This window comes from Arboricoccus pini (assembly GCF_900187945.1).
Lineage (GTDB): Bacteria > Pseudomonadota > Alphaproteobacteria > Geminicoccales > Geminicoccaceae > Arboricoccus > Arboricoccus pini.
Genome location: NZ_FYEH01000008.1, coordinates 1 through 23,319 on the forward strand (window position 1 = coordinate 1; position 23,319 = coordinate 23,319).

A 23,319-nucleotide genomic window follows, 5' to 3' on the forward strand; every position below is an offset into this window, starting at 1 on the left:
AGGACGCCAAGGCCCGCTTCCCCCAGGGCTGGAAGACCCTCAAGCCCTATCTGCGCGTCGTCGATCTCAATAAATAGCCGGGCCGCTCGCGCGCCCTTTGTCGACCGGGGCCGAGGAGGTGAGCTCGGCCGCGCGTTCCGGGTCGGCGACAGGCTCGCCGCCCGTCGCCGACGCTTGACCCCGATCCGTCGAGCGTCAAGGCAGGCGGGGCGCCATCGCGTCATCGTCGTCTCTAAAAGCCTATATTCATCATAGGTTACCTAACAAATTCAGTCGAACTGCCGGCGCCCTGCGGTCGCGGCGAGGATGGTGTTCTTATGCGATTGGCAAGACGGTCGTTCATCTCGAAGACGGCCAGCGTGACCGGCCTCGGCCTGCTGCCCGGTGTCGCGTTCGCGGCGGATTCCCCCAGGCGCGGCGGGACGCTCTCCGCCATCATCCAGCCAGAGCCGGTCGTCTTGACCGCCGCCATCAATACCGCGGCGCCGACGGGCGTCGTCTCAGGTTCCATCTTCGATGGTCTCGTCGATTACGACGCGGCACTGCAACCCGTGCCGGCCCTGGCGCAAAGCTGGGAGACCAGCGCGGACGGTCGGACGATCACCTTCCATCTGCGCCCTGGCGTCCTTTGGCATGATGGCCAGCCCTTCACATCGGCGGACGTGAAATGGACGCTCGAGAATGTCTGGAAGACCATTCATCCGCGCAACCAGGCGACCTTCGGCAAGGTCGAGACCGTCCTGACCCCGGACGATCATACCGTCATCCTGCATCTGAGCGCGCCATCGCTGGCGATCCTGAGTTCGCTCAACAGTAATGGCGCGCAGATCCTGCCCCGGCATCTCTACGAAGGCACGGACGTTCTCAACAATCCATATAACAACAAGCCTATCGGCACGGGGCCGTTTGTCTTCAAGGAATGGAATCGCGGCAACTATATCGTGCTGGAGCGTAATCCCCATTATTGGGACGAGGGAAAGCCTTACCTGGATCGGGTAATCTTCAAGGTCATCCCCGATGCCGCCGCGCGCTCGGCGGCGCTGGAGACGGGCGAAGCGCACTATGCCGTGCTTAGCCCCGTGCCGCTCAAGGACGCGGCGCGACTGGCCAAGCTGCCGAGCCTTCGTGTTACGACGACGGGCTATGAGTGGGTGTCTCCCTGGCTCTTCTTCGACTTCAACGTGACGCGACCCGGTCTCGACAACCCCAAGATCCGCCAGGCGCTGGCGCACGCTGTCGACAAGAATGCCATCGCCAAGATCGTCTGGTTCGGCTTTGGCGAGCCCGCCATCAGCCCGGTCCCAAGCTCGCTCAGGGCGTTTCACGATTCGACCGTGCCGCGCTACGATTTCGACCCCAAGAAAGCAGCCGCCCTCCTGGACGAGGCCGGCCTCAAGCCCCGCGCCGACGGCAACCGGCTGAGCCTCTTCATCGACTACATCCCCTACGGCGATGATTTCAAGCGCACCGCCGAATACCTGAAGCAGGCATTCAAGCGCGTCGGCGTCGAGGCGACGGTGCGCAGCCAGGACACGGCCGCCTATACCAAGCGCGTCTATGGCGACCGTGACTTCGATATCGCGATCACCTGGTTCGCCGCCTTCGCCGATCCGCAGATCGGCGTCACCCGCGCCTATTCCTCGGCCTCCATCGGCAAGAACATCCCTTGGACGAACGGCTCCGGCTATAATAATCCGAAGGTCGACCAGATCATCAGTGACGTACAAGGCGAGGCCGACCAGGCAAAGCGCATCGAGGCGTTCAAGAGTTTCCAGCAGATTGTCATGAGCGACTTGCCGACCCTGCCGCTCCTGGAAATGAAATTTTTCAACGTCGAGGCGGCAGCATTGCGTCATCCACCGGCCTTCGGCGATCAGGTCTATGGCTCGTTGCGCGATTTCTGGCTGGACATATCCAGCGATCCCAAGTGACTCCCGCAGGAAGAATGGCATGCCTCGACTGAGCCGCCGATCCGCCGTTTCCAGGCTGGCCCTGGCTTCTCTCCTGGCTCCCTTGGGACCGGAGCTGGTCTTGGCCGCGACGACGCCAAGACGCGGCGGGACCTTGACGGCGATCGTCCAGCCGGAACCCGTGGTCCTGACGGCCGCCGTGAATACGGCCGCACCCACCCAGTTCGTCAGCGGCAACGTCTTTGACGGACTGGTCGACTATGCGTTCGACCTCTCGCTCCGGCCCTCGCTGGCGACGAGTTGGGAGGTGGCCCCTGACGGCAAGACCATCACCTTCCACCTGCGCCAGGGCGTGCTCTGGCACGACGGCCAGCCCTTCACCTCGGCGGACGTCAAATGGTCGCTCGAGAATGTCTGGCAGACCATCCATCCCCGCAACAAAAGCATCTACAAGAATGTCGAAACGGTCGATGTGCCCGATGAACACACGGTCGTCCTGCGCCTGAAGGCTCCCTCGCTGGCCATTATGAGCACGCTTAACGCCAGCGGTGCGACGATCCTCCCCAGGCATCTCTACGAAGGCACGGACATTCTCACCAATCCTTACAACAATAAGCCGATCGGTACGGGGCCGTTCGTCTTCAAGGAATGGAAGAAGGGTGAATATATCCTTCTGGAGCGCAATCCGCATTACTGGGACCAGGACAAGCCCTATCTGGACAAGCTCATCTTCAAGGTGGTGCCGGACGCCGCCGCGCGCGCCGCGGCTCTGGAAAAAGGCGAGGCTCAATACGCGATCTTGAGCCCGGTGCCTTTGCGCGAGGCGGAAAGGCTGGGCAAGCTGCCGCAGCTGCGCATCGAGACGCGCGGCTATGAATGGCTCTCACCCGTCTTCTATCTCGATTTCAACATCGACAATCCTTATCTCAAGGATGTCAAAGTGCGTCAGGCGCTGGCCCACGCGATCGACCTGCAGGCCATCGCCAAGATCGTCTGGTATGGTTTTGCCGTGCCGGCGATCAGCCCCGTACCCTCCACCGTGCCGTTCTTCCATAATCCCGACGTGCCGCGCTACGCCTTCGATCCCGCCAGGGCGGAGACGCTGCTCGACGAGGCGGGACTGAAGCGCGGTGCGAACGGCGTCCGCTTCAAGCTGACGCACGACTTCCTCCCCTATGGCGACGACTTCAAGCGCACGGGCGATTACCTGAAGCAGGCGCTAAAGCGCGTCGGCATCGAGGTCGATATCCGCGCCCAGGACACGGCCAGCTTCATCAAGCGCGTCTATGCCGACCGCGACTTCGACGTCTCCAGCAGCTGGAACGGCGCGTTCCCCGATCCGCAGATGGGCATCACACGGATCTACTGGTCGGGCTGGGTTGGCAGCGGGACCCCCTGGACCAACGCCTCCGGCTACAAGAACCCGCTGGTCGACGATCTCATCGACCAGGCGGCGATCAGCCCCGACGCGAAGGCGCGGGCCGAGCTGTTCCGCAAATTCCAGACGGTTGTGCAAACCGACCTGCCGACCTTGCCGCTGGCGGAGCTGCGCTTCTTCACGCTCCACGCAGCCAATCTGCGCGACCTGACGCAGCAAGGCGACCAGGTCTATGCCTCGGTCAAGAATGCCTGGTTCGATACGAGCGCGGAGTGAAGCTGCATGGCCAGCCTGCACTATTGGGCGCGACGCCTGATCCAGATCATTTTCGTGGTCCTTGGCATCGCGGTGATCAATTTCTTTCTCCTGCACCTCGCACCGGGCGATGCCGCCTCGGTGCTGGCCGGCGAGGCGGGTGCTGCCAGCCCTGACTACATGGCGGCCCTGCGTGCGCAGTTCGGCCTCGACCAACCGCTCTACATCCAGTTTGCGCGCTATATCGGCAATATCCTGACCTTCAATCTCGGCTTTTCCTTCCGCCAGGGCCTGCCGGTCCTGGACCTCATCTTACAGCGTCTGCCGGCCACCCTCCTCTTGATGGGCACCAGTATCGGCTTTGCCTTTCTTGGCGGCTCCGCCCTGGGCGTGCTGGCGGCCCGTCGGGTTGGCCGAGGAGCTGACATCGTGATTTCGACCGTGGCTCTTCTTTTCTATGCCACGCCCTTGTTCTGGATCGGCATTGTCCTGGTCGTCGTCTTCTCGGTCTGGCTCGACTGGCTGCCGGTCGGCGGCATGAGCAGCATCGAGAGCGGTTATGGCGGCATCGCCTATGCCCTGGACGTGGCCCGTCACCTGGTCCTGCCGGCGGTAACGCTGGGCCTCTTCTATCTGGCCGCCTACACGCGCCTTATGCGCGCCTCGGTCTTGAGCGTGATGTCACGTGATTTCATCCGCTCCGCAAGGGCGCGCGGTGTGGACGAGCGACGCCTGATGCGCCGCCATGTCGTGCCGAACGCGCTGCTTCCGGTCGTCACCATGCTGGGCGTGCAGATCGGCTCGATCCTGGGCGGCGCGGTTCTGGTCGAGACGGTCTTTGCCTGGCCGGGTCTCGGCCGTCTAGCCTTCGAGGCCTTGTTTCAGCGCGATCTCAATTTGCTGCTCGGTATCCTCCTTTGCAGCTCCATCATCGTCGTGCTCGTCAATCTTGGCGTCGATCTCCTTTATAGCGTCCTCGACCCGCGCATCGAACTGAACTGACATGGCACTGGCTGAACCCGACGAACTGGGAGCACCCGCGGGCGCGCTGATGCCGCAAAGCGGTCCCTGCCTGGCGATGCGGCTGCTGCGGCGGCCATGCGCCGTCATCGGCCTCATCCTCCTGGCGGTGATCCTCTTCATGGCCGCCAGTGCGAACTGGCTCTATCCCGACGATCCACTCGACATGGTGGCGCTGCCCTTCCTCTGGCCGGGTGACGATCCGGCTTTCCCCCTGGGGACGGACATGCTGGGTCGCGATCTCATCGCCGGCATCTTCCACGGTGCCCGCGTCTCGCTGGCGATCGGCGTCGTCGCCACCTTCGTCTCGCTTCTCATCGGTGTCGGGATCGGCCTCCTTGCCGGCTATCACGGCAAGCGGCTCGATCAGGGCCTCATGCGCGCGACCGAGCTGTTCCAGACGATACCGCCCTTCCTCTTCGTCTTGGCGGTGGTCGCCATCCTTCAGCCCTCGATCCCGGCCATCGTACTGGCGATCGGCATCACCTCCTGGCCGGGCCTGGCGCGCATTGTGCGGGCCGAGACGCTGAAGCTCCGCCAGAGCGAGTTTGTCGAGGCCCTGATCGGCATGGGTCTGCCTTCCTGGCGCATCATCCTCTTCCACATCCTGCCAGGCACGCTGGCACCGATCATCGTCTCGGCCTCGATGATGGTGGCAACCGCGATCCTCACCGAATCCAGCCTGGCCTTCCTGGGCTTGGGCGATCCCAACGTCATCAGCTGGGGCGGCATGGTCGGCGCCGGCCGGGAGGTGCTGCGCACCGATTGGTATGTCGCAACCTTGCCCGGCATCGCCATCCTGGTCGCGGTACTGGCCCTGAACCTTCTGGGCGATGGCCTGAACGACGCCCTCGATGCGAAGCAGCACCAATGAGCGAGACCATTCTCCAGACCTCGGTCGTCGCGGCAGCCGAACCAGTGGCCCCGGTCTTGACGGTGCAAGATCTCCGCGTCGAATTTCGCCATGGCGGGCGTTGGACCCCGGTGGTGCGTGGCGTGTCATTCGATATCCGGCCAGCCGAAACCCTGGCCGTGGTTGGGGAATCAGGCTCCGGCAAAAGCGTCACCGCCCTCTCGATCATGCGCCTGCTGCCGAAAAGGACGGCGCGCATCGGTGGCCGCGTCGAGCTGGCCGGCCGCAACCTTCTGGATCTGCCCGAACCGGCCCTGCCAAGCGTGCGCGGACGCGAGGTCGGCATGATCTTCCAGGAGCCGATGACCAGCCTCAATCCGGTCATGCCGATCGGCCAGCAGATCGGCGAGACGCTGCGTATCCACCAGAAAATGTCGGCGCGGGCCGCCGATGCGGAGGTGGTTCGCCTGCTCGATCGTGTGCGTATCCCCGATGCGCGGCGCCGGCGGCTGGACTACCCGCACCGCCTCTCCGGCGGCATGCGACAGCGGGCGATGATCGCCGCCGCCATCGCCTGCCGGCCGAAGCTGCTCATCGCCGACGAGCCCACCACGGCCCTGGACGTCACCATCCAGGCCCAGATTCTCGACCTCTTGCGCGATCTCCAGGACGAGATGGGCGTGGCCCTCCTGTTCATTACCCACGACATGGGTGTCGTCGCACAGCTGGCCGACCGGGTCATGGTCATGCGACATGGTCAGATCGTCGAGCAGGGCCAGGCGGCTTCCTTGCTGGCAGCACCGTCCCAAGCCTACACCAAGGCCTTGCTGGCGGCGGTACCCCGCCTGGGTGACATGGCGGGCTCGACCACACCGCGCCGCTTCGCCGATGGCGCGCAGCCGGCCCAGGGCGGTGAAGCGCCGGCGCAGGGTCGGCCTTTGCTCACGGTCGAGGATCTGGTCACGCGGTTTCCCGCACGGCGGAACTGGCGGGGCCGCCGAACCGCCGAGGTCGTGGCCGTCGATCATGTGTCCTTCGACCTCCATGAGGGCGAGACGCTGGCGATCGTCGGCGAATCGGGCTCCGGCAAGTCGACGACCGGACGCAGCATTCTGCGCCTGATCGAGCCGTACTCAGGCAGCGTGCGGTTCGCCGGGCAGACTCTGGCCGGCCTCGACGAGGTGGCCTTACGGCCGTTCCGCCAGCGCATGCAGATGATCTTCCAAGATCCGTTCGGCTCGCTCGACCCGCGCCAGACGATCGGCAGCGCGCTGGCCGAGCCGATCAGGCTGCATGGCCTGGCACGCGGCAGGCAGATTCGCGAGCGGACGGCCGAACTTCTGGTCCGGGTGGGTCTGGATGCCGCCCATCTCGACCGGTACCCGCATCAATTTTCCGGCGGGCAGCGCCAGCGCATCTGTATCGCCCGCGCCCTGGCGCTGGAGCCGCGCCTCCTGATCGCCGACGAAGCGGTCTCGGCGCTGGACGTGTCCGTCAAGGCCAGGATCGTCGATCTCTTGATCGATCTCCAGCAGCAGCTCGGCATCGCCTGCCTGTTCATCAGTCACGACATGGCGGTGGTCGAGCGCATCAGCCACCGGATCGCCGTCATGTATCGCGGCCAGATCGTCGAGATCGGCAGCCGGGCACAAATCATGGAAACGCCGCAGCACCCCTATACACGCCACCTCTTGAACGCCGTCCCCTCCCTCACGCGCGCCGCGCCTCTGCCTCGAGGCGCTGCCGGTTTCATGCCGGACTTTCCCTTCAGGCCGGGACCAAGGCCACGCCTCGAGGTGGCCCCGGGACATTTCGTCCAGGCATCAGACTAAGGCCCCAAGAAAGCCGTCTATGGCGATTGGGACAAGAAGCCTCTCGATGAAAGCATGTCGGACGAAATGATCTTCATCGTTGAAGCCGCCTGAGCCTGCCAGCCGTATATCCGTGCCCCTTTGATGTTCAAGGGCATGGTCGGCGGTCGTGGGGCATTCCGCCGGTCAGCGACTGGCGGGGAAAGGTCGATAGCCGGCGGCTGGATGGGGAGGGGTCAGCAGCCGGCGGCCACCCGGGAAGAGCTTTTCACGCAGCGTGCCCTCGCCGTAGCGCTGCTTGTATCGACCTCGCTTTTGCAGCTCGGGAACGAGCAGGTCGACGACGTCGACGAAGGTCTCGGGTGCCACGGCATAGGCCAGATTGAAGCCATCGATGCCGGTCAGTTCCATCCAGCGCTCCAACTGGTCGGCGACCCCGGCCGGATCGCCGACGATCACGGGGCCGATGCCACCGATACCGGCATGCTCGGCCACCTCGCGAACCGTCCAGACTCTCTCGGGATCCGCGCGGCTGATATTCTCAAGCGCCGAGCGACCGGCATCGTTGTCGATATAGCGTATCTCCTGATCCGGGTCGTACCGGCTGAAATCGAGCCCGGTCCAGCCGGAGAACAGGGTAAGCGCCCCCTCGACGCTCACATAGCTGCGATATTCCTCGTGCTTGGCGGCGGCCGCCGCCGCTGTCGGCGCCACGATGACGGTGGCAAGGGCGAAGATGAGCACGGAGGCCGGATCGCGGCCCGCTTCCTCCGCCGCCTGACGAACGCCTTGAACCCTTGGGGCCACCACCTGGGGCGAGGGGCCGGACATGAAAACGCACTCGGCATGGCGGCCGGCGAAAGCCCGGCCCTTTGTCGACGATCCCGCCTGGTAGAGGACCGGTGTTCGCTGGAGCGAGGGCTCGGCCAGGTGAATGGCGTCCAGCCGGTGATGCTGGCTTGCATGGTGAACGCGGTGAACCTTCGCAGGATCGGTGAAGATGCCGCGTTCCTTGTCGCGCAGGACCGCACCTTCCTCCCAGCTTCCCTCCCAGAGCTTGTAGACCACCTCCATGTAATCCTCGGCGATCAGGTAGCGATCGTCGTGCGCGTTCTGCCGATCTCGCCCCAGGCCCTTGGCGGCGCTGTCCAGATAGCCCGTGACGATGTTCCAGCCGATGCGGCCTTCTGTCAGGTGGTCCAGCGTCGACATGCGGCGTGCAAAGGTGAAAGGCGGCTCGTAGGAAAGCGTGCAGGTGATGCCGAACCCCAGATGCCTGGTCGCCTGCGCCATGGCCGGGACGAGCAGCATGGGATCGTTGACGGGAATCTGCGTCGCGTTGCGCAAGGCGGCGTCCGCGTTTTGACCATAGACGTCATAGACGCCCAGGACGTCGGCAAGAAATAGGCCGTCAAAGAGGCCGCGCTCCAGCACCGCTGCAAGCTCAACCCAGTAACCCAGCCGGTTATATTCGCCCGACCGGTCGCGCGGATGGCGCCAGAGACCAGGTGACTGATGCGCGACGCAGTTCATGTCGAAGGCGTTGAGACGAATTTCTTGGCGCATGGATTTGCTTAACCGAAGGCAGCGTCAGGTACCGAGGAGCAGAGGAAAGGAGTCTCTCGACCCGGCGGCGACACCAGCCGAGTCATCCATTGTTATCATGACGATCGTCTTTATAGACTTTCTGCCGGCCCGTCACTAGGCGGGGCATAACGCCAGCCGCGATGAGGGCTGGTCCCAGCCGCGCCCAAGCGAAGAGGGCGCGGCGGGGCCCGAATGAAAGCCCCTCCTGTCCAGACGCAAGGATCCGGCACGCAAGGTGGCGTTCCCTCGGGCCGGGCGGCGGCAACTACGCTTCCTGCCCCCAGCGCTGGACGGTGAGCCTGCTGAGCGTGCTGAAGACCAGGGCTTCCACGAGCAGGCCGATCAGGATGACCGCAAGGAGGCCGGCAAAGACATTGGCCGTCTCGAGTTGCGCGCGATTGACGAAAATATACCAGCCAATGCCCCCCGACGCGGCACTGGCACCAAAGACCATCTCGGCCGCGATCAACGTGCGCCAGGCGAACGCCCATCCCAGCCGCAGGCCCGAGAGGATGGACGGCAAGGCCGCGGGAAAGAGGATGTCGAAGACATACCGCGAGCCCGACAGGCCCAGGTTCCGCCCGGCCATGCGCAAGGTCTGCGGCACCGCGCGAAAACCCGCGTGGCACGACAGCGTCAAGGGCCATAGCACGGCATGGACGACGACGAAGATCAGGCTTGCGGAACCAACCCCGAACCAGAGAAGGGCGATCGGCAAGAGGGCGATGGCTGGCAGCGGATTGAACATCGAGGTCAGCAGGACCAGGAAGCTCTCGCCCCATCGGCTCAGCGCCGCGACGGCGGTAATGACGACGGCAAGAAGGATGCCGATGGCGTAGCCGACAAGAAGGACTTCGAGAGACGCCCCGGTCCTGCTTGGCAACTCCCCGTTCAGGATCGCGGCCAGCAAGGCTGAGATTGTCTGGGTAAAGCTGGGTAGCAGGAGCGAATTATCATACCAGCGGGCGCAGGCCTCCCAGCCGGCAGCGAGAAGGATCAGGATGATCAGCCGACGTCTGGCCGGGGCGAGCGCCAGGACCCGTCGCTCCGACAAGGCCGCATGGCGCAGCGTCTGCTCAGGCATGAGCGATGTCCCGATCATCCATAGGGCCGTGGCCAGCGAAAATGACGGCCTGGATGTCGGCCTGGAGCTTTGCCAGCTGCGCCGCCCCGCGATCGGCCGCTGCCTCGGGCACGCCATATTCGGCGGCGACGCGGCCGGGGTTAGCGGAGAGGACGAGGATGCGCGTGCCCACATGCAATGCCTCGTCGATCGCGTGCGTGACGAACAAGGTGGTGGCGCCTGTCTCCTGGCAAAGAGCCAGCAACTCGTCCTGCATGCGGCCGCGCGAGAGGGCATCCAGAGCCGCGAATGGCTCGTCCATGAGCAAGATGGCGGGCTGCACGGCAAACGCGCGGGCGATGGCGACGCGCTGCTTCATGCCGCCGGAGAGCGTGTGGGGGAAGGCGGTCGCGAATTTGCTCAAGCCCACCCGCCCGATCCAGTCGCGCGCCACGGTCCTTGCCTCGGCCGCCGAAAGATGACGCGCGCGACGCAGCGCGAATTCGACATTCCCGGCGACGGTCCGCCATGGCAGCAATTGGTCGAATTCCTGAAAGACCATCATGCGATCCGGGCCTGGACCCGTCACCGCGGCGTCGTCCAGCCGAATTTCGCCGCTGACCGGCCGGAGAAACCCGCCAACGGCGCGCAAGAGTGAGGACTTGCCACAGCCCGAAGGACCGAGCAGCACCAGGCGTTCACCCTTGCCGATCGTGAACGACACATTGTCAACGGCGGTAACCGGGCCGGATTCAGCCGCGTAGCGCAGGGTTACGCCCGAGACGGCCAGTTGCGCGGTAAGCCGATCGCCCGCGCTCCGCGAGCCTGGGGTCATGCTCAGCTGCCATTTTTCGCGTGAAGCCCGGGCTGGAACAATTCCTTCCAGGTGGGCTTTTCCTTGATCAGGCCGATGCGGAACTCGAAATCGGCGAACGCATCGACGCGCTCGGGAACCGTGGTGAAATCGATCTGCGGGTCGCGAATGATCCGCTCGATGAAATCGGGTGCGAGCTTCGAGTGTTCCGCCGCCACATAGAGCTTGGCCGCTTCCGTGGGGTTGGCCTTGATCCAGCTATTGGCCTCATCCAGCGCATCGACGAAAGCCGCGACGGTCTTTGGATTGTCGGCTGTGAACTTCTCGGTCGCATAGACGACGTTGAAGGTGTGCGGCCCGCCCAGCACGTCATAGCTGTTGAGCACCGCATGGGCCTTACCGCTCTCGAGTTCCTGCTCCATGAAAGGCGGCGAGGAGAAATGCGCGGTGATCCCACCGGCACCGGACAGGATCGCCGCCGCTGCGTCCGGGTGGGGCAGGCTTACAGTCAGGCTGTCGAGCTTGTCATACTGGCCAAATGTCTTTTCCGCCGCGATCTGCAGGACGATCGGCTGAAACCCAACCTTGACCGAGGGCAGCGCGATGCGATCGGTAGAGGTGAAATCCTTGATCGTCTTCACCGCTGGATTATTGCTGACCAGGATATTGGGCATCGAGCCCAGCGAACAGATCAGCGTGATGTTCATCCGGCCGCGGGTCTTGTCCCTGGTGAGAATGGCGGGCGCCACGCCGGCGGTAGCGAAATCCAGCCCGCCAGAGATCAGCGAATCGTTCATGGCGGCAGCGCCCGACATCTGCAGCCAGGTGACCTCGGTCGCCGGCAACCCCAGACTTACCGCGTGCTTCTCGATCAGCTTTTGTTCCTTGGCGACGATCAAGGGCAGATAGCCGATCCCGAACTGCTGAGCGATGCGCAACCTGTTCGTCTCGGCCGCAGCCGCAACGATCTGCGACAGAAGAAGCGCCGGAAAGAGTGCCGCAATCGCCAGGAACGCCCGTACGCGCATGTATGATCCTTCCAACCGAATGGATGCAGTGCGGGAGCACTAACCATAATAACGATCAATTTAATAGGCTTATTCGGCTGCATTTCCCGTCGCTGGACTAATTGTCATAATGTAACTTATGCACATTTCTGGGTCTCGTTCGTTCCGTCTGGACGAGGCGGCCCCGAGCTTGCGGGGCAAGCGCCTTTCCCGGCTGTCGATCAATAGCCGACGGTGAAACGTTCGCGGATATGCGCGGGATTTTCCCATTCGTCGACGAGTGCGATAGCATAGTCCTCGAACGAGATGCTGCTGCCCGCTTCGCTGGTCAAAAGCGTGTCCTTGCCCAGACGGAACTTTCCGGTTCGTTCACCTGGCACGAATGCGGCCGAGGGCGATAGGAAGGTCCAGTCGAGATCGGTCTCGCTACGCAGACGTTGGAGGAACTCCGCTCCTTTCGCGGCTTCCGAGCGATAGGCTTCGGGGAAGTCGGGCTGATCGATCAGTCGCTTTCCCGGCGCGATTTCCAGGCTGCCGGCGCCGCCGACGACCAGATAGCGCTTCACGCCGGCTTCCTTGACGGCGCCGATCAGCAGTTCCGGATCGGACTGCGTGAAATGCACCGAACTTATTACCGCATCATGACCTTTCAGCAGCGCTGCAAGGCCAGCGCGGTCGAAGAGATCACCCTTGACGGCGGTCACATGTGGAAGTGAGGCGATCTTTTCGGGATTGCGGGCGATGGCGGTGACCTGATGGCCGCGATTGGACAGTTCCTTCAGGATGCGCGATCCGGCATTGCCGGAGGCTCCGATGAGAGCAACACGGCTCATGGCTGTTCCTTTCCGTCAGTCTTATGGTATGTAATGGGCACAAAGTATGAAAGGTGGACTGCTGAACGGAAGCTATGCTGTTCGAACGAAAGCCACAAGAAGTCACGGTCAAACGACAAGGTCACGCCACAATGACTAAAGCAATTTCCAGCGTCGCAGAGTCGGATATCGAGATCACCGAACCCTGTCCGATTCGCGACGTGCTCGACCGGATCGGTGACCAGTGGAGTCTACTGGTATTGGAGGCGCTTTCGGCCAGAACCTGTCGTTTCAATGAGCTGACGCGCGAGATTGGCGATATCTCGCGTCAGATGCTTTCGCGAACGCTGAAGCGGCTCGAACAAGACGGCTTTATTACCCGCACAGTTTATGCCGAGGTCCCTCCCCGCGTCGAATATGAACTCACCGATCTCGGGCGGTCCTTTCTGGTCCCGATGCAGGCGCTCGTTCGATGGGCTGATGCCAATCATTTGGCGATCTGCCGCGCGCGCAAAACTTTTGCGCCGCGGTAGAGCGGATCATGCGTGACCTATGCCCCTAAGTGCAGGCGCGTCTCCGCACGAATGAAACCTGCCACGCGCGTAACACCGACGGAATGAGGAGTAATAATCTCATGGTCACATCAAGCGCCACTGTGAGAACCCTGAGCGCCAGCCGGTATCTCCAGCAATTGTGCAAGCACTGGAGCCACCGCTTCACCGTCACTTTCGACCCGGCGAAAGGCAACATCGACTTCGGGGAAGGACAGTCGGTTGAACTCTCAGCGAAAGAGACGGAACTGGTTGTGGTGGTCCGAGACAACGAAGAAGTGAGTCTGGCCAAACTTGAGACTGTTGTCGCGGATCACATCAAGCGCTTCGCTTTCCGCGAAACACTCGATTTCAACTGGTCGCGACAGACCTGAGTCTCGACAAGAAGGACCGCAGCTTCATACATGGTTCCGGACCAACGTCCGTCACCTTGATCAACGACAAAGAAACCGAGTTGGCAATCGGAGGCAGCAAAGCCCTTTCGTCCAGCGGATGCCTTGGTGTCAGAGAAGCGGCGCAGCGGATCAATGTCGATCATCCTGTGCCCGTCCACGCCGAGTTGTGGGGTATGCTAACCACCAGCCGCCGCTGGCGAGGACGCCGGTGCAACTGCTGCTCGCGCCGATCGCCGCCGAGGTCGCCGCGAGGCCGTTTCACAGTTTACATATAGTGCTCGTCTCTGTTGGGCGTGGCCAGAAAATTGCGTCTATTCCTCTCCTTGCCTTGATCTGCTTAAAATTCGCCTCATAAGTAGAAGAAAAATAGGCGATGTCGACTTAAGGGTATTCTTCTATATTCATATATGACTTACAGCACCCTTTCATTGATACCCTCATATCAGAATGATCCATCCCGGTATAAGAATCCCGGTATAAGAATTGTGCGCGTGATGCTGACGATCATCGGGTTGTCGTCTGATATGGCGTCGCGACGATAAACCGCTCCCGGGAGACCAGTAACCGGAGCGCTTTTCAGCCTAAGGTTCTAGCAAAAAATTGGAGATGATCTTGTCCAGTGAGGATATCAGTTCCTCACGTTGCTTCTGGCTCAGTCCCGATAAAACGGTTTCCTCGATCTGTTGGGTGATAGCGAAAATCGGGCCTATCCGGTCGATACCAAGAGCGGTCAACGTGACTCTCTTCAGCCGACGGTCCTTCATGTCCACTTTGCGCTCGATGAAACCCTGCTTCTCCAGGGTGTCGACAATCCGGGCCAGTGTCGCGTCATCGCATTGGAGGGCATCCACCAGGTTCCTTTGCGAGAGGCCCTCGGGCATCAGAGCAAGATACAGCAGCGGGCGCACTAGCGTGAGTGACAGACCAGTCTCGGCATAGGCGCGGTCGAGATGGGTCCGCCATAAGGCCGCCAGCCTCATCGTCCGGTAAGTGACGGTGATATCAGGATGTCCGGCTTTCTCCCGATCCATAACGGCCAGAAACTTGTTCATTCGGCCACCTCCCATCCCGATCCATCAGCTTTTCGTGAAGACATGGCACCTTTTATCAGGACCGTTCCGAGCATATAGTCTCATTTGAGAACATTGGCATCATATCCGAGTTGCCGGACTTGGCGAAAAGTGGACGAGCGCTCGACGCATGGTTTGGGTGTGACCAGGAATATGAAGGGACACCTTGGAATGATGGCGATTCGACATCTTTAAAGGAGTACGAGTATGACCCTGGACTCGTCTTATCGAATCGACGATGTGTTTGCCAAACAGAAGGCATTCTTCCAGAGCGGAAAGACGCGCGACGTAGGCTTCCGCAAGGCCGCTCTGTCGCGGCTCAAGCAGGCGTTGCTCGACAACAAGGAAGCCGTTTATGCGGCGCTCGAGGCGGATCTCGGGAAGACCCCGGCGGTCGTCGACCTGGCAGAGATCGGCGAAGTCGTTCATGAAGTCGATTTCGCGCTGGCACACCTTGATGATTGGGTGAAGCCGGAAAGCGTTGCGACGCCCGATATCATAGCACCGTCCGATTGCTACGTGACGCACGAGCCATTCGGTGTCGCCTATATCATCGGCCCGTTCAATTACCCGATCAATCTGACCTTCGCTCCGCTTGTCGGCGCGTTGGCGGGCGGTAACACCTGCATCATCAAGCCTTCGGAAAATACGCCGCGAACCTCCGCCGTGATCGAGAAGATCGTCGCGGGGTCTTTCGCGGATGAATATGTGTCGGTGATCCAGGGCGCGCGCGAGGAAAACACACAGCTCTTGGGCCTTCCCTTCGACATGATCTTTTTTACCGGAAGCCCTGGCGTCGGCAAGGTGGTGATGAAGGCGGCGGCCGAGCATCTGACCCCCGTCGTGCTCGAACTTGGCGGGAAATGCCCGCTGATCGTGCTCTCCGATGCGGATCTGGACCAGGTCGTCGATCAGGTGATGTTCGGCAAATTCATCAACAGCGGCCAGACCTGCATTGCACCCGATTATCTCTATGTGCAGGAAAGCGTCAAAATCCCGCTGCTGGATAAGCTGGTCGCGCGCATCAGGGAGTCGTTGGCCGAGCTTGGTTCAACGGGGAAGATCGTGACCACTGCGCAGGTCGACCGTCTGAAGAATCTGCTTTCGGAAAGCAAGGGCGAGGTCCTGATCGGCGGCACGGCGGATGTGGACCAGCGTCTGTTTAGTGCAACCGTCGTCGATCGCGTCGATTGGAGTGACTCGCTGATGACGGCCGAACTCTTCGGGCCCATCCTGCCAGTGCTGACATTCGGCAAGCCCGAGGATGCGATCCGCGCCATTAACGAAAACCATCCAAAACCGCTGGCGCTCTATGTCTTCACCAAGGACCGGGCAAGTGCGGCGCCGTTCATTGGTAATATTCAATCCGGAGACGCGCAGGTCAACGGGGTCATGTTGCATGCCTTTTCACCTTATCTGCCCTTTGGCGGCATCGGACCGTCAGGAATGGGTGAATATCATGGGTATTACAGCTTCCTGGCCTTCACACATAAGAAATCCGTACGATTCGTGCCCTAGGAACCCGCCGCCGCAGGTGAGGGATCAGCCCGCTACTTGAAATATCATGAAGGAGCGTCGGCAATGGCGCGGAATTATTTTGATGTCATTATCGTAGGAAGCGGCGCGGCGGGCTGCGTCATCGCGGATTATCTTGCGCGGAACACGGAAGCCACGATCGCCGTCGTCGAGGCAGGTGGCATGGATCGAGATCCGATGATCCATATGCCGGCCGGATATTCCGTCATACTGTCCCACGATCGTCACGTGTGGGCCTACGACACGGTTCCTATACATGGCGTGCCGCGCCGATATCGGATGGGCAAGGTCGTTGGCGGCGGCACTTCCGTCAATGCCATGTGCTATGTACGCGGTCAAAAACAGGATTTCGCCGCATGGCAGGCGGCCGTCGGAGAAACGGGCGACTGGTCTTGGGAAACCATGCTTCAGACATTCATAGAGCAGGAGAAGAACGACACGTTCCACAATGCCCACCACGGCATCGGCGGCCATCTCTCGGTAGAGCTTCCCAAGGGGATCAATGAACTAAACCAGCGCTGCATGAAAGCCTTCCAGGAATATGGCCTGCCATACAATCCTGACTATAATGGCGTTAGCCAAGTAGGCGTGGCGCCCGTGCAGAGCAACACCGACAATGGCAAGCGTTGCAGCGCGGCCGTGGCGCATCTGCGCGGGCACCTCAAAAGCGGGCGCGTCACCTTGCTCACCGGGGCGACCGTGACAAAGGTGCTCCTGGATGGCACGCGTGCGGTCGGCGTCGAGACGCTGCAGCACAAGGCAAAACAGGACATTTCAGCCGGTCTGGTCATTCTTTCCGCCGGCGCCGTCCAGTCGCCCAAGATATTGATGCATTCCGGCATCGGCCAGAAGGAACAGCTCGAGAAGTTCGACATCCCCGTCATCGCCGCTCTGCCGGGCGTCGGCGAGAATCTGCACGACCATCCGATCATTCCCATCACCGCCTATGTGAAAGGCAAGATGGGCTATCAGAGCATCGCCCATGGTTTCGGCTCTCTGGTGGCCGGTGCTCGCTATCTCCTGACGAATGACGGCCCGGTCTCGGGTAACGGCATCGAGACGGTATCGTATTGGGATCCGACGAACCTGGGCAATGAAGAGCCCACCGTGCAGTGTTATCATGAGCCGATCATTGCCACGAACGGTCTCAATGCGACAGGCTCGCGCTCAGGTGTGACGTTCGCGACCGTTGTGCTTCAGCCCAGGAGCCGTGGCTGGGTCCGCCTTGCCGATGGTGACCCGACATCCATGCCCCTGATCAATCCTAATTTCATCGGCCACGAATATGACCTCAAGGTCGGCATCGAAGCGGTCAAGGCCGTGCGCAAGGTCATGGCGCAGGAATCTCTGGCGGAGATCATTGATGAAGAGGTTCTGCCGGGCGCGGACAAGCAGACGGATGAGCAGATAGGCGAATTCGTCAAAAGCGTCGCCACCACCATGTGGCACCCGGTCGGCACCTGCCGGATGGGGATAGACGAGATGGCTGTGGTCGATGCCACACTCAAGGTGAAGGGGATCGATGGCCTGCATGTGATCGACGCATCCATCATGCCGACCATCACCAGTGGTAATACCAATGCGCCGACCCAGGCGTTGGCATTGCATGCTTCAAAGATGCTGGCGTCGACCTATTTCAGCAGCCTTTCCCGAGCTGCCTGAAGAAATGTGAGCTATGTATAATTGAGCATATTTCGATCTTGATCGGCCAGGCGTCGCGCGGAGCTGTTCCGGCGGATGAAACCGCCAGTACAGCCAGCTGATGGCCGGTATTGCCGGTCTCCTTGATGTCCGCTAACAAAAATTTCAACTGAAAGTTGCTGTCGACGAGGCTGCTAAACTATGACGATGGGATTATCATCCGGTGCAGTCACGGAGCGTCCACAGATAGGAGCGAGCCACGTCACCCCAGAACGACCAACAGGGTAATGTCGAGCAGAGCAACGCGCCAGACTGACGACATCGGGCAGCCGACGCACAGCGATTTCACTATGGTCGCTGGAGGAGTAATGGCGATTTCTCAATAACGAGAAAGTACACAGAGCTCTCCAGTGCGTCGTCGTCGCGGAATTGTCAGATGCGTGGTCGCGTTTTGGGACGATGGGGCGCTCAAGACCCTGTTTGGCTTCAAGAAGCTTGCGTCTAAAGCGGGAATTATATGCGCTCATCACGATGGACGGGTGCACGCGAAGCTGTATGTCTTAAGCTCCAGCATGGTCGTTACGTCCGCCTATGCCTCCAATCGAGGCATAGGCTTTGTCGAGCCGGCAATGATCACGGAGTGCGGTATATTTCATGGGCCCGATACGGTTCCGTTCCGTGAAGGTGCACAGTGGTTGGATGTGATCTGGAAGAAATCCCATGACGTCGATTCCAAGGCCCTCGCCGCAGACCGGGCCGCATGGGTGTAAATCGCCCGCGGCACGGCATGCCCTCACCTCACCCACCGTCCACGAAGCTTGCCACGATCGCAGCCGATTCTGATCTGGATCGTGGGATCGGGTGGTGTTTTCCTCGGGCGAGGCCGACCATGAAGACGTCCAGCGGGTTGGCCAAAGCGGCGATCAGGCCGGGAGGTCGAGGCCAGAGATGAGCGAGAAGTTGCCTGCCGGCTTACAGCGTGGAGACATCCGAACGATGTGGTTCCGCCCAGTGGCGGACCATGGTGCGTGATTGTTCGCAAGCCGCATTTTGAGTATTTCCGGGATGCTCGATCTTGTCGCTTTCGATCACGTAAGGTTGAGTCCACCATCGGAGAGCAAAATCTCGCCCGTCAAATAATCCGATTGCACGAGCATCATGACTGCTTGCGCAATGTCTTCCGGGCTGGCCGGCCGCCGCATCGGCGCGCGCGTTCTCCATAACTCTTGGGCTGCCGTCCAGTCGGCTGTTAGCGGTGTGTCAACAAGGCCAGGCGCAACGGCATTTACCCTGATGGCTGGCGCCAGTGACAATGCAAGTAGCCGTGTCACGTGGTTGAGCGCCGCCTTGGTGGCTGCATATGGAATTGAGGCCCCTTTTGGCCGAACTCCGGCGTGAGAGCTAATGTTTACGATACAAGCCGTTCGTCCATGCTGCGCCGCGTTGCGGAGCGCGGTCTCAGCTTCAGCTATAAGGTGAAAGGGCGCCACCATATTCACTTCGTATAGTGCGTGCCAAATCTCTGAAGTGGCTGCACGTAGATCCGTGTGGGGTATCAAACCGCTCAGACCAGCATTGTTCACCAGTACGTCCAACCGTCCCCATAGGCCAACAGCGTCATGTATGAGACGTCTGCGGTGGCTTTCTAGGGCTAAGTCGGCTTGAATATAGCCGGCAAATTTAAGCTCGGCCGCAAGAGCCCGGCCTTTATCCTCGGAATTACGAGAATGAAAGATAACATTATACCCTTCCTGCACGAACCTCCGGGCTACGGATTCGCCAATTCCAGATGTTGAGCCTGTGACAAGGGCGACGGGACGATAATCTTCCACCAGGCTAAACTCTTCTCTCAATTCCTGTCCCTCGCTTATGGCTGCCTTCCGGAAACATCAAATGATCTGGCAGCGACGGCCCTGGGTCGATAGCTGCCTGGCCGCTTCCATAGTTCGCCAAACGCTGATTCAGCAGCGGCATGAGCCAATATGACCTGACCTATACCGACAACCGGGGCGCGTACTCGCCATCAGCGTGCAGAGGCGGCCATCCGCAACTGGGCGTATTCCAGACGCGGAAGGGACGCGAGCAAGCTCTGTGTATAGGCGTGCTTGGGATGATAGAAAACCTGATCGGCCGTCCCTTGCTCGACGGCTTTCCCGTCCTTCATGACCAAGACCCGGTCGCTCATATGATGGATCACCCCGAGGTCATGCGAGATGAACAGGTAGCTGATGCCGAGCTGCGCCTGCAGATCGGTGAGCAGGTCCAGGATCTGCGCTTGCACCGATACGTCCAGTGCCGAGACGGCTTCGTCGAGAATGATGATCTCGGGTTCGGTGGCGATCGCGCGCGCGATCGCCACGCGCTGGCGCTGTCCGCCCGACATTTGGAGGGGCCATCGATCAAGATGGACGGGTTCGAGGCCCACGGCCTCGAGCAGCGCCGCCGCGTATTGCCGGGCATCTTGAGCGCGTGATGGATTGGCCAGGGTGATCGCGTCGGTGAGGATGCGCGAGACCCGCCAACGGGGATCGAACGACGATAGCGGGTCCTGATAGACGACCGAGATACGCTTGCGGATCTGGCGCTGCTCAGCGGGCACGGCGCCGGTCCAGATTCGACCCTCGAAGCGCACCTCGCCACTGTCGGGTGTCTCGAGCGATAGTGCTACGCGGGCAAGGGTGCTCTTGCCAGAGCCCGATTCGCCGACGATGCCCAGTGTCTCGCCGCGCGCCAGTGTGAACGACACTCCCTTCACAACTGTACGCCGGATCCCGTCAGGGCTGCGAAAAGTCTTGACGATGTTGCGTGCGTCGAGCAGGGGGACTCTATTGTTCGAGGATCTGCCCCTTGATTGTGAGAACAGTCCAGGCCTGAGGACGCCGCCATCTGCCGAGAGCCTCGTACCCTTCGTATGCTCGCTCGGGACGGCGTCGATTAATTGCTGCGTGTAGCGATGCCGAGGACGGTTGAGCACCCTGTCGCGCGGACCGGCTTCGACAATGGAGCCGCCCCGCATCACGTAGATGATGTCCGCAAGCTTCGATACGACCGCAAGATCGTGGCTGATCAGGATGATGCTCGTGCCGCGGGCGAGCATCTGTTTCAATACGCCAAGCACCTGCGCCTGCACGGTGACGTCCAGCGCGGTGGTAGGCTCATCGGCGATCACGACATTCGGATGCAAGGCAATCGCTGCGGCGATCAGGGCTCGCTGCCGCAGCCCGCCGGAAAGCTCGCCGGATCGTTGTTTCGCCCGCAATGCCGGCTCGGGGACGCCTACTTGGCCCAGAATTTTGAGGATTTTCTCGCGACGGGAGGCGCGATCTCCCCAACGATGCAGCCATAGAGCCTCGTCGATCTCCTTGCCCACTGGGCGCAACGGATCGAGCGAGACCAGAGCGTCTTGAAGGATGAGACCGATCTTGGAGCCCCGCACATGCCTCCACCATCTATCGCTGCGGCCCAGTAGCGTCTCACCCTCGAAAGTGAGGTTGGCGGCCTCGACCCTTGAGCCTGCGCCGGCGAGGCCGATCAGGGATCGCGCCGTGACGCTTTTGCCCGATCCAGACTCTCCTACGAGGGCAATGCACTGGCCAGCATACAGTTCAAGGTCTACTCCCTTGACCACATGCCTCCGCGAGTCACCATCCTGACCGAACCAGACATTGAGGTCGCGAACTTCCAGGATTAGCCGGCTGGCGCCCATGCCGTCGTGGCTCATCACCTGCGCTTGGGCGAATGCGTTCATTGGTGCAGGGTCCCTTCCAGGCGGTCTTGTATGTACCGGCCGATCTGCGTGAATGAGAGTGCAACGAAGACGATGGCGACGCCGGGAAATATCTCGAGCCACCAGGCTACCGTGATGTTGGCCTTGCCGGCTTCCAGAAGGGCGCCCCATTCCGGCGACGGCGGGGCTACACCCAGCCCGAGAAACGAGAGACCCGAGGCCCAGACCACCGACTGTCCGATACCCAGCGCGAAAAGCGCCACGAGGGGGCGAAAGGCATTAGGCGCGATGTGTTGGCGAAAAATCGTGTGGCCGGGATGTCCGAGCGCCCAGGCGGCCTCGACATAGCCGGAAGACTTGACCTTGAGGGTTTGAGCCCGGATCAGCCTTGCATAGCCGGGCGCCGTACCGATGCCTACCGAGAACAGCAGGCTCGTCGCCGAGGGGCCAAGCAGCGCGACGAAGAGCAGTGCCAGCAGTAGTGTCGGGAAGGCCAGCAGAATTTCGAGAATGCGGTCGATCGGCTCGGCGATCCATCGGGGTGCCAGGGCCGCGGCAAAGCCCAGCACGGTCGCGCTCGTGAGCGCCACCGCCATCGCGCCCAGGCCGATAAGCAGCGATTGCCGAGTTCCCCAGATGATGCGGCTATAGAGGTCGCGACCGATGTCGTCGGTCCCGAGCAGGTGGTCGGACGCTGGCGGTGTCAGCGAGCTCAACAGATCGGTATCGAAGGGCGAGTGCGTGGACAGCGCGGCTGGCGTTATCGCGGCGGCGACAAAGAACAATGCCACCAGGACGGACAAGGCGACCGAGAGAGGAACCTTGAAGATAGACCGCTGTCGTTCCGATGCCGCTCGCGCCTGGCCGGTCACGCTTGCTGTCATGCCTTGTCCCTCAGTCTGGGATCGACGACCAGGTAGATCAGATCGACGATGAAGTTGATAAGGACATAAAGAAAGCTGTTGAGAATAAGGATGCCCGAAACGAGGGCGAAATCCTTGGTGTTCACGGCATTGACCAGAACCGCGCCAAGTCCCGGGCGGGCGAATACGGCCTCAACCAGCACCGTGCCCGAGAGCAGATGGCCGATTGCCCATCCGCTCAAGGTAATGCCCGGGATCAACGCATGCCGCAGGACGTGTCGTGCGCGAACCCCGGCAGCACTCATACCGCGGGCGCGGGCGGAGAGGACGAAGGGCTCACGCATGGCGCGGTCGAACTCGCTGCGAATGGATTGTCCGATGAAGCCGGCCAGCGGTACCGCCAGGGTGACCGTCGGGAGGACCGTGTTGACCAGACCCGTGCCGCCGATCACTGGAAACCAGTTCAGCCAGATCGCGAAGACAATGAGCAGCAGGATGCCGACCCAGTATTGCGGCAGCCCCGCCAGGATGGTCTCGGCGGCCGAGCCGAACGCTCCGAGGCGGGCGCCGCGTCCAGCCGTCAGCAGCGTCCAAGGAATGGTGAAGATCCATGCCAGCACCAGAGCTGCGATCGCCAGCGTGAATGTCGGCGCAATCTGCTCGCTAATAATGTTTAAGACGGGCCGCTGGAGTTCGTACGATGCTCCAAGATCACCATGCAGGAGTCCGCTAACGTAGCGGATGTATTGGACGGCGATCGGTTGGTCGAACCCATAGGCTGCATTGATCGGAGCCAGTTCCTCGGGTGTACGCTCGATGGCCTGCCCCGAGCGGATATTGAGAAGGATCGTCGCGCGATCACCGGGAAGGATCGAGAGTACAAGGAAGGTGATCGTTACCGTTCCCCAAAGGACAAAGAGCGTTGCTCCCAGTCGACGCAGGATCCTGCGCGTCAGGTTCGAGGACGAACGAGGCTGAACATCATCGGCGGGGACCATATCGAGTCCGGAGGAGATGACAGGCATA

General features: G+C 61.4%; 20 protein-coding genes. 10 read left to right on the top strand and 10 right to left on the bottom strand.

Annotated elements, in window-relative coordinates:
• Positions 1 to 317: 317 nt before the first annotated feature.
• From CFB17_RS12005 to CFB17_RS12025, 5 genes are read left to right on the top strand one after another with little or no spacing between them, the layout of a single operon-like run.
• Positions 318 to 1,931 carry an ABC transporter substrate-binding protein gene (locus CFB17_RS12005; protein WP_088561806.1) on the top strand — a complete coding sequence of 538 codons (1,614 nt, stop codon included), beginning with the start codon at positions 318 to 320 and terminating at the stop codon, positions 1,929 to 1,931.
• Between the two features lie 19 nt (positions 1,932 to 1,950).
• Entirely contained in the window at positions 1,951 to 3,564 is a 1,614-nt protein-coding gene (locus tag CFB17_RS12010; RefSeq protein ID WP_088561807.1) for an ABC transporter substrate-binding protein, read from the top strand.
• Positions 3,565 to 3,570: 6 nt separating this feature from the next.
• Entirely contained in the window at positions 3,571 to 4,545 is a 975-nt protein-coding gene (locus CFB17_RS12015; RefSeq protein ID WP_088561808.1) for an ABC transporter permease, read from the top strand.
• 49 nt (positions 4,546 to 4,594) lie between these two features.
• On the top strand, positions 4,595 to 5,437 hold the full coding sequence (locus CFB17_RS12020) for an ABC transporter permease (protein ID WP_322112139.1): 843 nt from the start codon (positions 4,595 to 4,597) through the stop codon (positions 5,435 to 5,437).
• Complete coding sequence (locus CFB17_RS12025; protein ID WP_088561810.1) at positions 5,434 to 7,248, top strand: ABC transporter ATP-binding protein; 1,815 nt, start codon at positions 5,434 to 5,436, stop codon at positions 7,246 to 7,248. The genes CFB17_RS12020 and CFB17_RS12025 overlap by 4 nt, the downstream gene beginning before the upstream one ends.
• 165 nt (positions 7,249 to 7,413) lie before the next feature.
• Here CFB17_RS12025 and CFB17_RS12030 read toward each other — a convergent pair whose 3' ends face one another.
• From CFB17_RS12030 to CFB17_RS12050, 5 genes are all read right to left on the bottom strand, one after another.
• Complete coding sequence (locus CFB17_RS12030; RefSeq protein ID WP_088561811.1) at positions 7,414 to 8,793, bottom strand: LLM class flavin-dependent oxidoreductase; 1,380 nt, start codon at positions 8,791 to 8,793, stop codon at positions 7,414 to 7,416.
• Positions 8,794 to 9,079: 286 nt separating this feature from the next.
• Entirely contained in the window at positions 9,080 to 9,898 is an 819-nt protein-coding gene (locus tag CFB17_RS12035; protein WP_243389865.1) for an ABC transporter permease, read from the bottom strand.
• Positions 9,891 to 10,712: an ABC transporter ATP-binding protein gene (locus tag CFB17_RS12040; RefSeq protein WP_088561813.1), complete on the bottom strand. Its 822-nt coding sequence runs from the start codon at positions 10,710 to 10,712 to the stop codon at positions 9,891 to 9,893. The genes CFB17_RS12035 and CFB17_RS12040 overlap by 8 nt, the downstream gene beginning before the upstream one ends.
• A 2-nt stretch (positions 10,713 to 10,714) precedes the next feature.
• Positions 10,715 to 11,719, bottom strand: coding sequence for an ABC transporter substrate-binding protein (locus tag CFB17_RS12045; RefSeq protein ID WP_088561814.1), 1,005 nt, complete (start codon positions 11,717 to 11,719; stop codon positions 10,715 to 10,717).
• A gap of 200 nt (positions 11,720 to 11,919) precedes the next feature.
• A complete protein-coding gene (locus CFB17_RS12050) occupies positions 11,920 to 12,531 on the bottom strand; it encodes an NAD(P)-dependent oxidoreductase (RefSeq protein WP_088561815.1) in 612 nt (203 codons plus the stop codon).
• A 131-nt stretch (positions 12,532 to 12,662) separates the two neighbouring features.
• On the opposite strand from CFB17_RS12050, the gene CFB17_RS12055 reads away from it, so the two are divergent.
• Complete coding sequence (locus tag CFB17_RS12055; protein WP_088561816.1) at positions 12,663 to 13,043, top strand: winged helix-turn-helix transcriptional regulator; 381 nt, start codon at positions 12,663 to 12,665, stop codon at positions 13,041 to 13,043.
• 101 nt (positions 13,044 to 13,144) lie between these two features.
• The gene (locus tag CFB17_RS12060; protein WP_088561928.1) at positions 13,145 to 13,435 is read left to right on the top strand and encodes a DUF2218 domain-containing protein; all 291 of its coding nucleotides are present in this window, start codon (positions 13,145 to 13,147) and stop codon (positions 13,433 to 13,435) included.
• A gap of 602 nt (positions 13,436 to 14,037) precedes the next feature.
• On the opposite strand, the gene CFB17_RS12070 is transcribed toward CFB17_RS12060, so the two are convergent.
• Entirely contained in the window at positions 14,038 to 14,508 is a 471-nt protein-coding gene (locus CFB17_RS12070; protein ID WP_165769590.1) for a MarR family winged helix-turn-helix transcriptional regulator, read from the bottom strand.
• A gap of 225 nt (positions 14,509 to 14,733) precedes the next feature.
• Between CFB17_RS12070 and mdlD the strand changes: the two genes are divergently transcribed.
• The 3 genes from mdlD to CFB17_RS12085 all read left to right on the top strand — a co-directional run bounded on the left by mdlD (position 14,734) and on the right by CFB17_RS12085 (position 18,473).
• On the top strand, positions 14,734 to 16,044 hold the full coding sequence (gene mdlD / locus CFB17_RS12075) for an NAD(P)-dependent benzaldehyde dehydrogenase MdlD (protein ID WP_088561819.1): 1,311 nt from the start codon (positions 14,734 to 14,736) through the stop codon (positions 16,042 to 16,044).
• Positions 16,045 to 16,107: 63 nt separating this feature from the next.
• Entirely contained in the window at positions 16,108 to 17,724 is a 1,617-nt protein-coding gene (locus CFB17_RS12080; RefSeq protein WP_088561820.1) for a GMC family oxidoreductase, read from the top strand.
• A 419-nt stretch (positions 17,725 to 18,143) separates the two neighbouring features.
• On the top strand, positions 18,144 to 18,473 hold the full coding sequence (locus CFB17_RS12085) for a hypothetical protein (RefSeq protein WP_133063898.1): 330 nt from the start codon (positions 18,144 to 18,146) through the stop codon (positions 18,471 to 18,473).
• A gap of 318 nt (positions 18,474 to 18,791) precedes the next feature.
• On the opposite strand, the gene CFB17_RS12090 is transcribed toward CFB17_RS12085, so the two are convergent.
• The 4 genes from CFB17_RS12090 to CFB17_RS12105 form a co-directional block, all read right to left on the bottom strand.
• Positions 18,792 to 19,556, bottom strand: coding sequence for an SDR family NAD(P)-dependent oxidoreductase (locus tag CFB17_RS12090; RefSeq protein ID WP_207762043.1), 765 nt, complete (start codon positions 19,554 to 19,556; stop codon positions 18,792 to 18,794).
• A 170-nt stretch (positions 19,557 to 19,726) separates the two neighbouring features.
• Complete coding sequence (locus CFB17_RS12095; RefSeq protein WP_207762044.1) at positions 19,727 to 21,451, bottom strand: dipeptide ABC transporter ATP-binding protein; 1,725 nt, start codon at positions 21,449 to 21,451, stop codon at positions 19,727 to 19,729.
• Positions 21,448 to 22,314: an ABC transporter permease gene (locus tag CFB17_RS19460; RefSeq protein WP_088561823.1), complete on the bottom strand. Its 867-nt coding sequence runs from the start codon at positions 22,312 to 22,314 to the stop codon at positions 21,448 to 21,450. The genes CFB17_RS12095 and CFB17_RS19460 overlap by 4 nt, the downstream gene beginning before the upstream one ends.
• On the bottom strand, positions 22,311 to 23,318 hold the full coding sequence (locus CFB17_RS12105; RefSeq protein ID WP_088561824.1) for an ABC transporter permease: 1,008 nt from the start codon (positions 23,316 to 23,318) through the stop codon (positions 22,311 to 22,313). The genes CFB17_RS19460 and CFB17_RS12105 overlap by 4 nt, the downstream gene beginning before the upstream one ends.
• Between the last annotated feature and the right edge of the window lies 1 nt (position 23,319).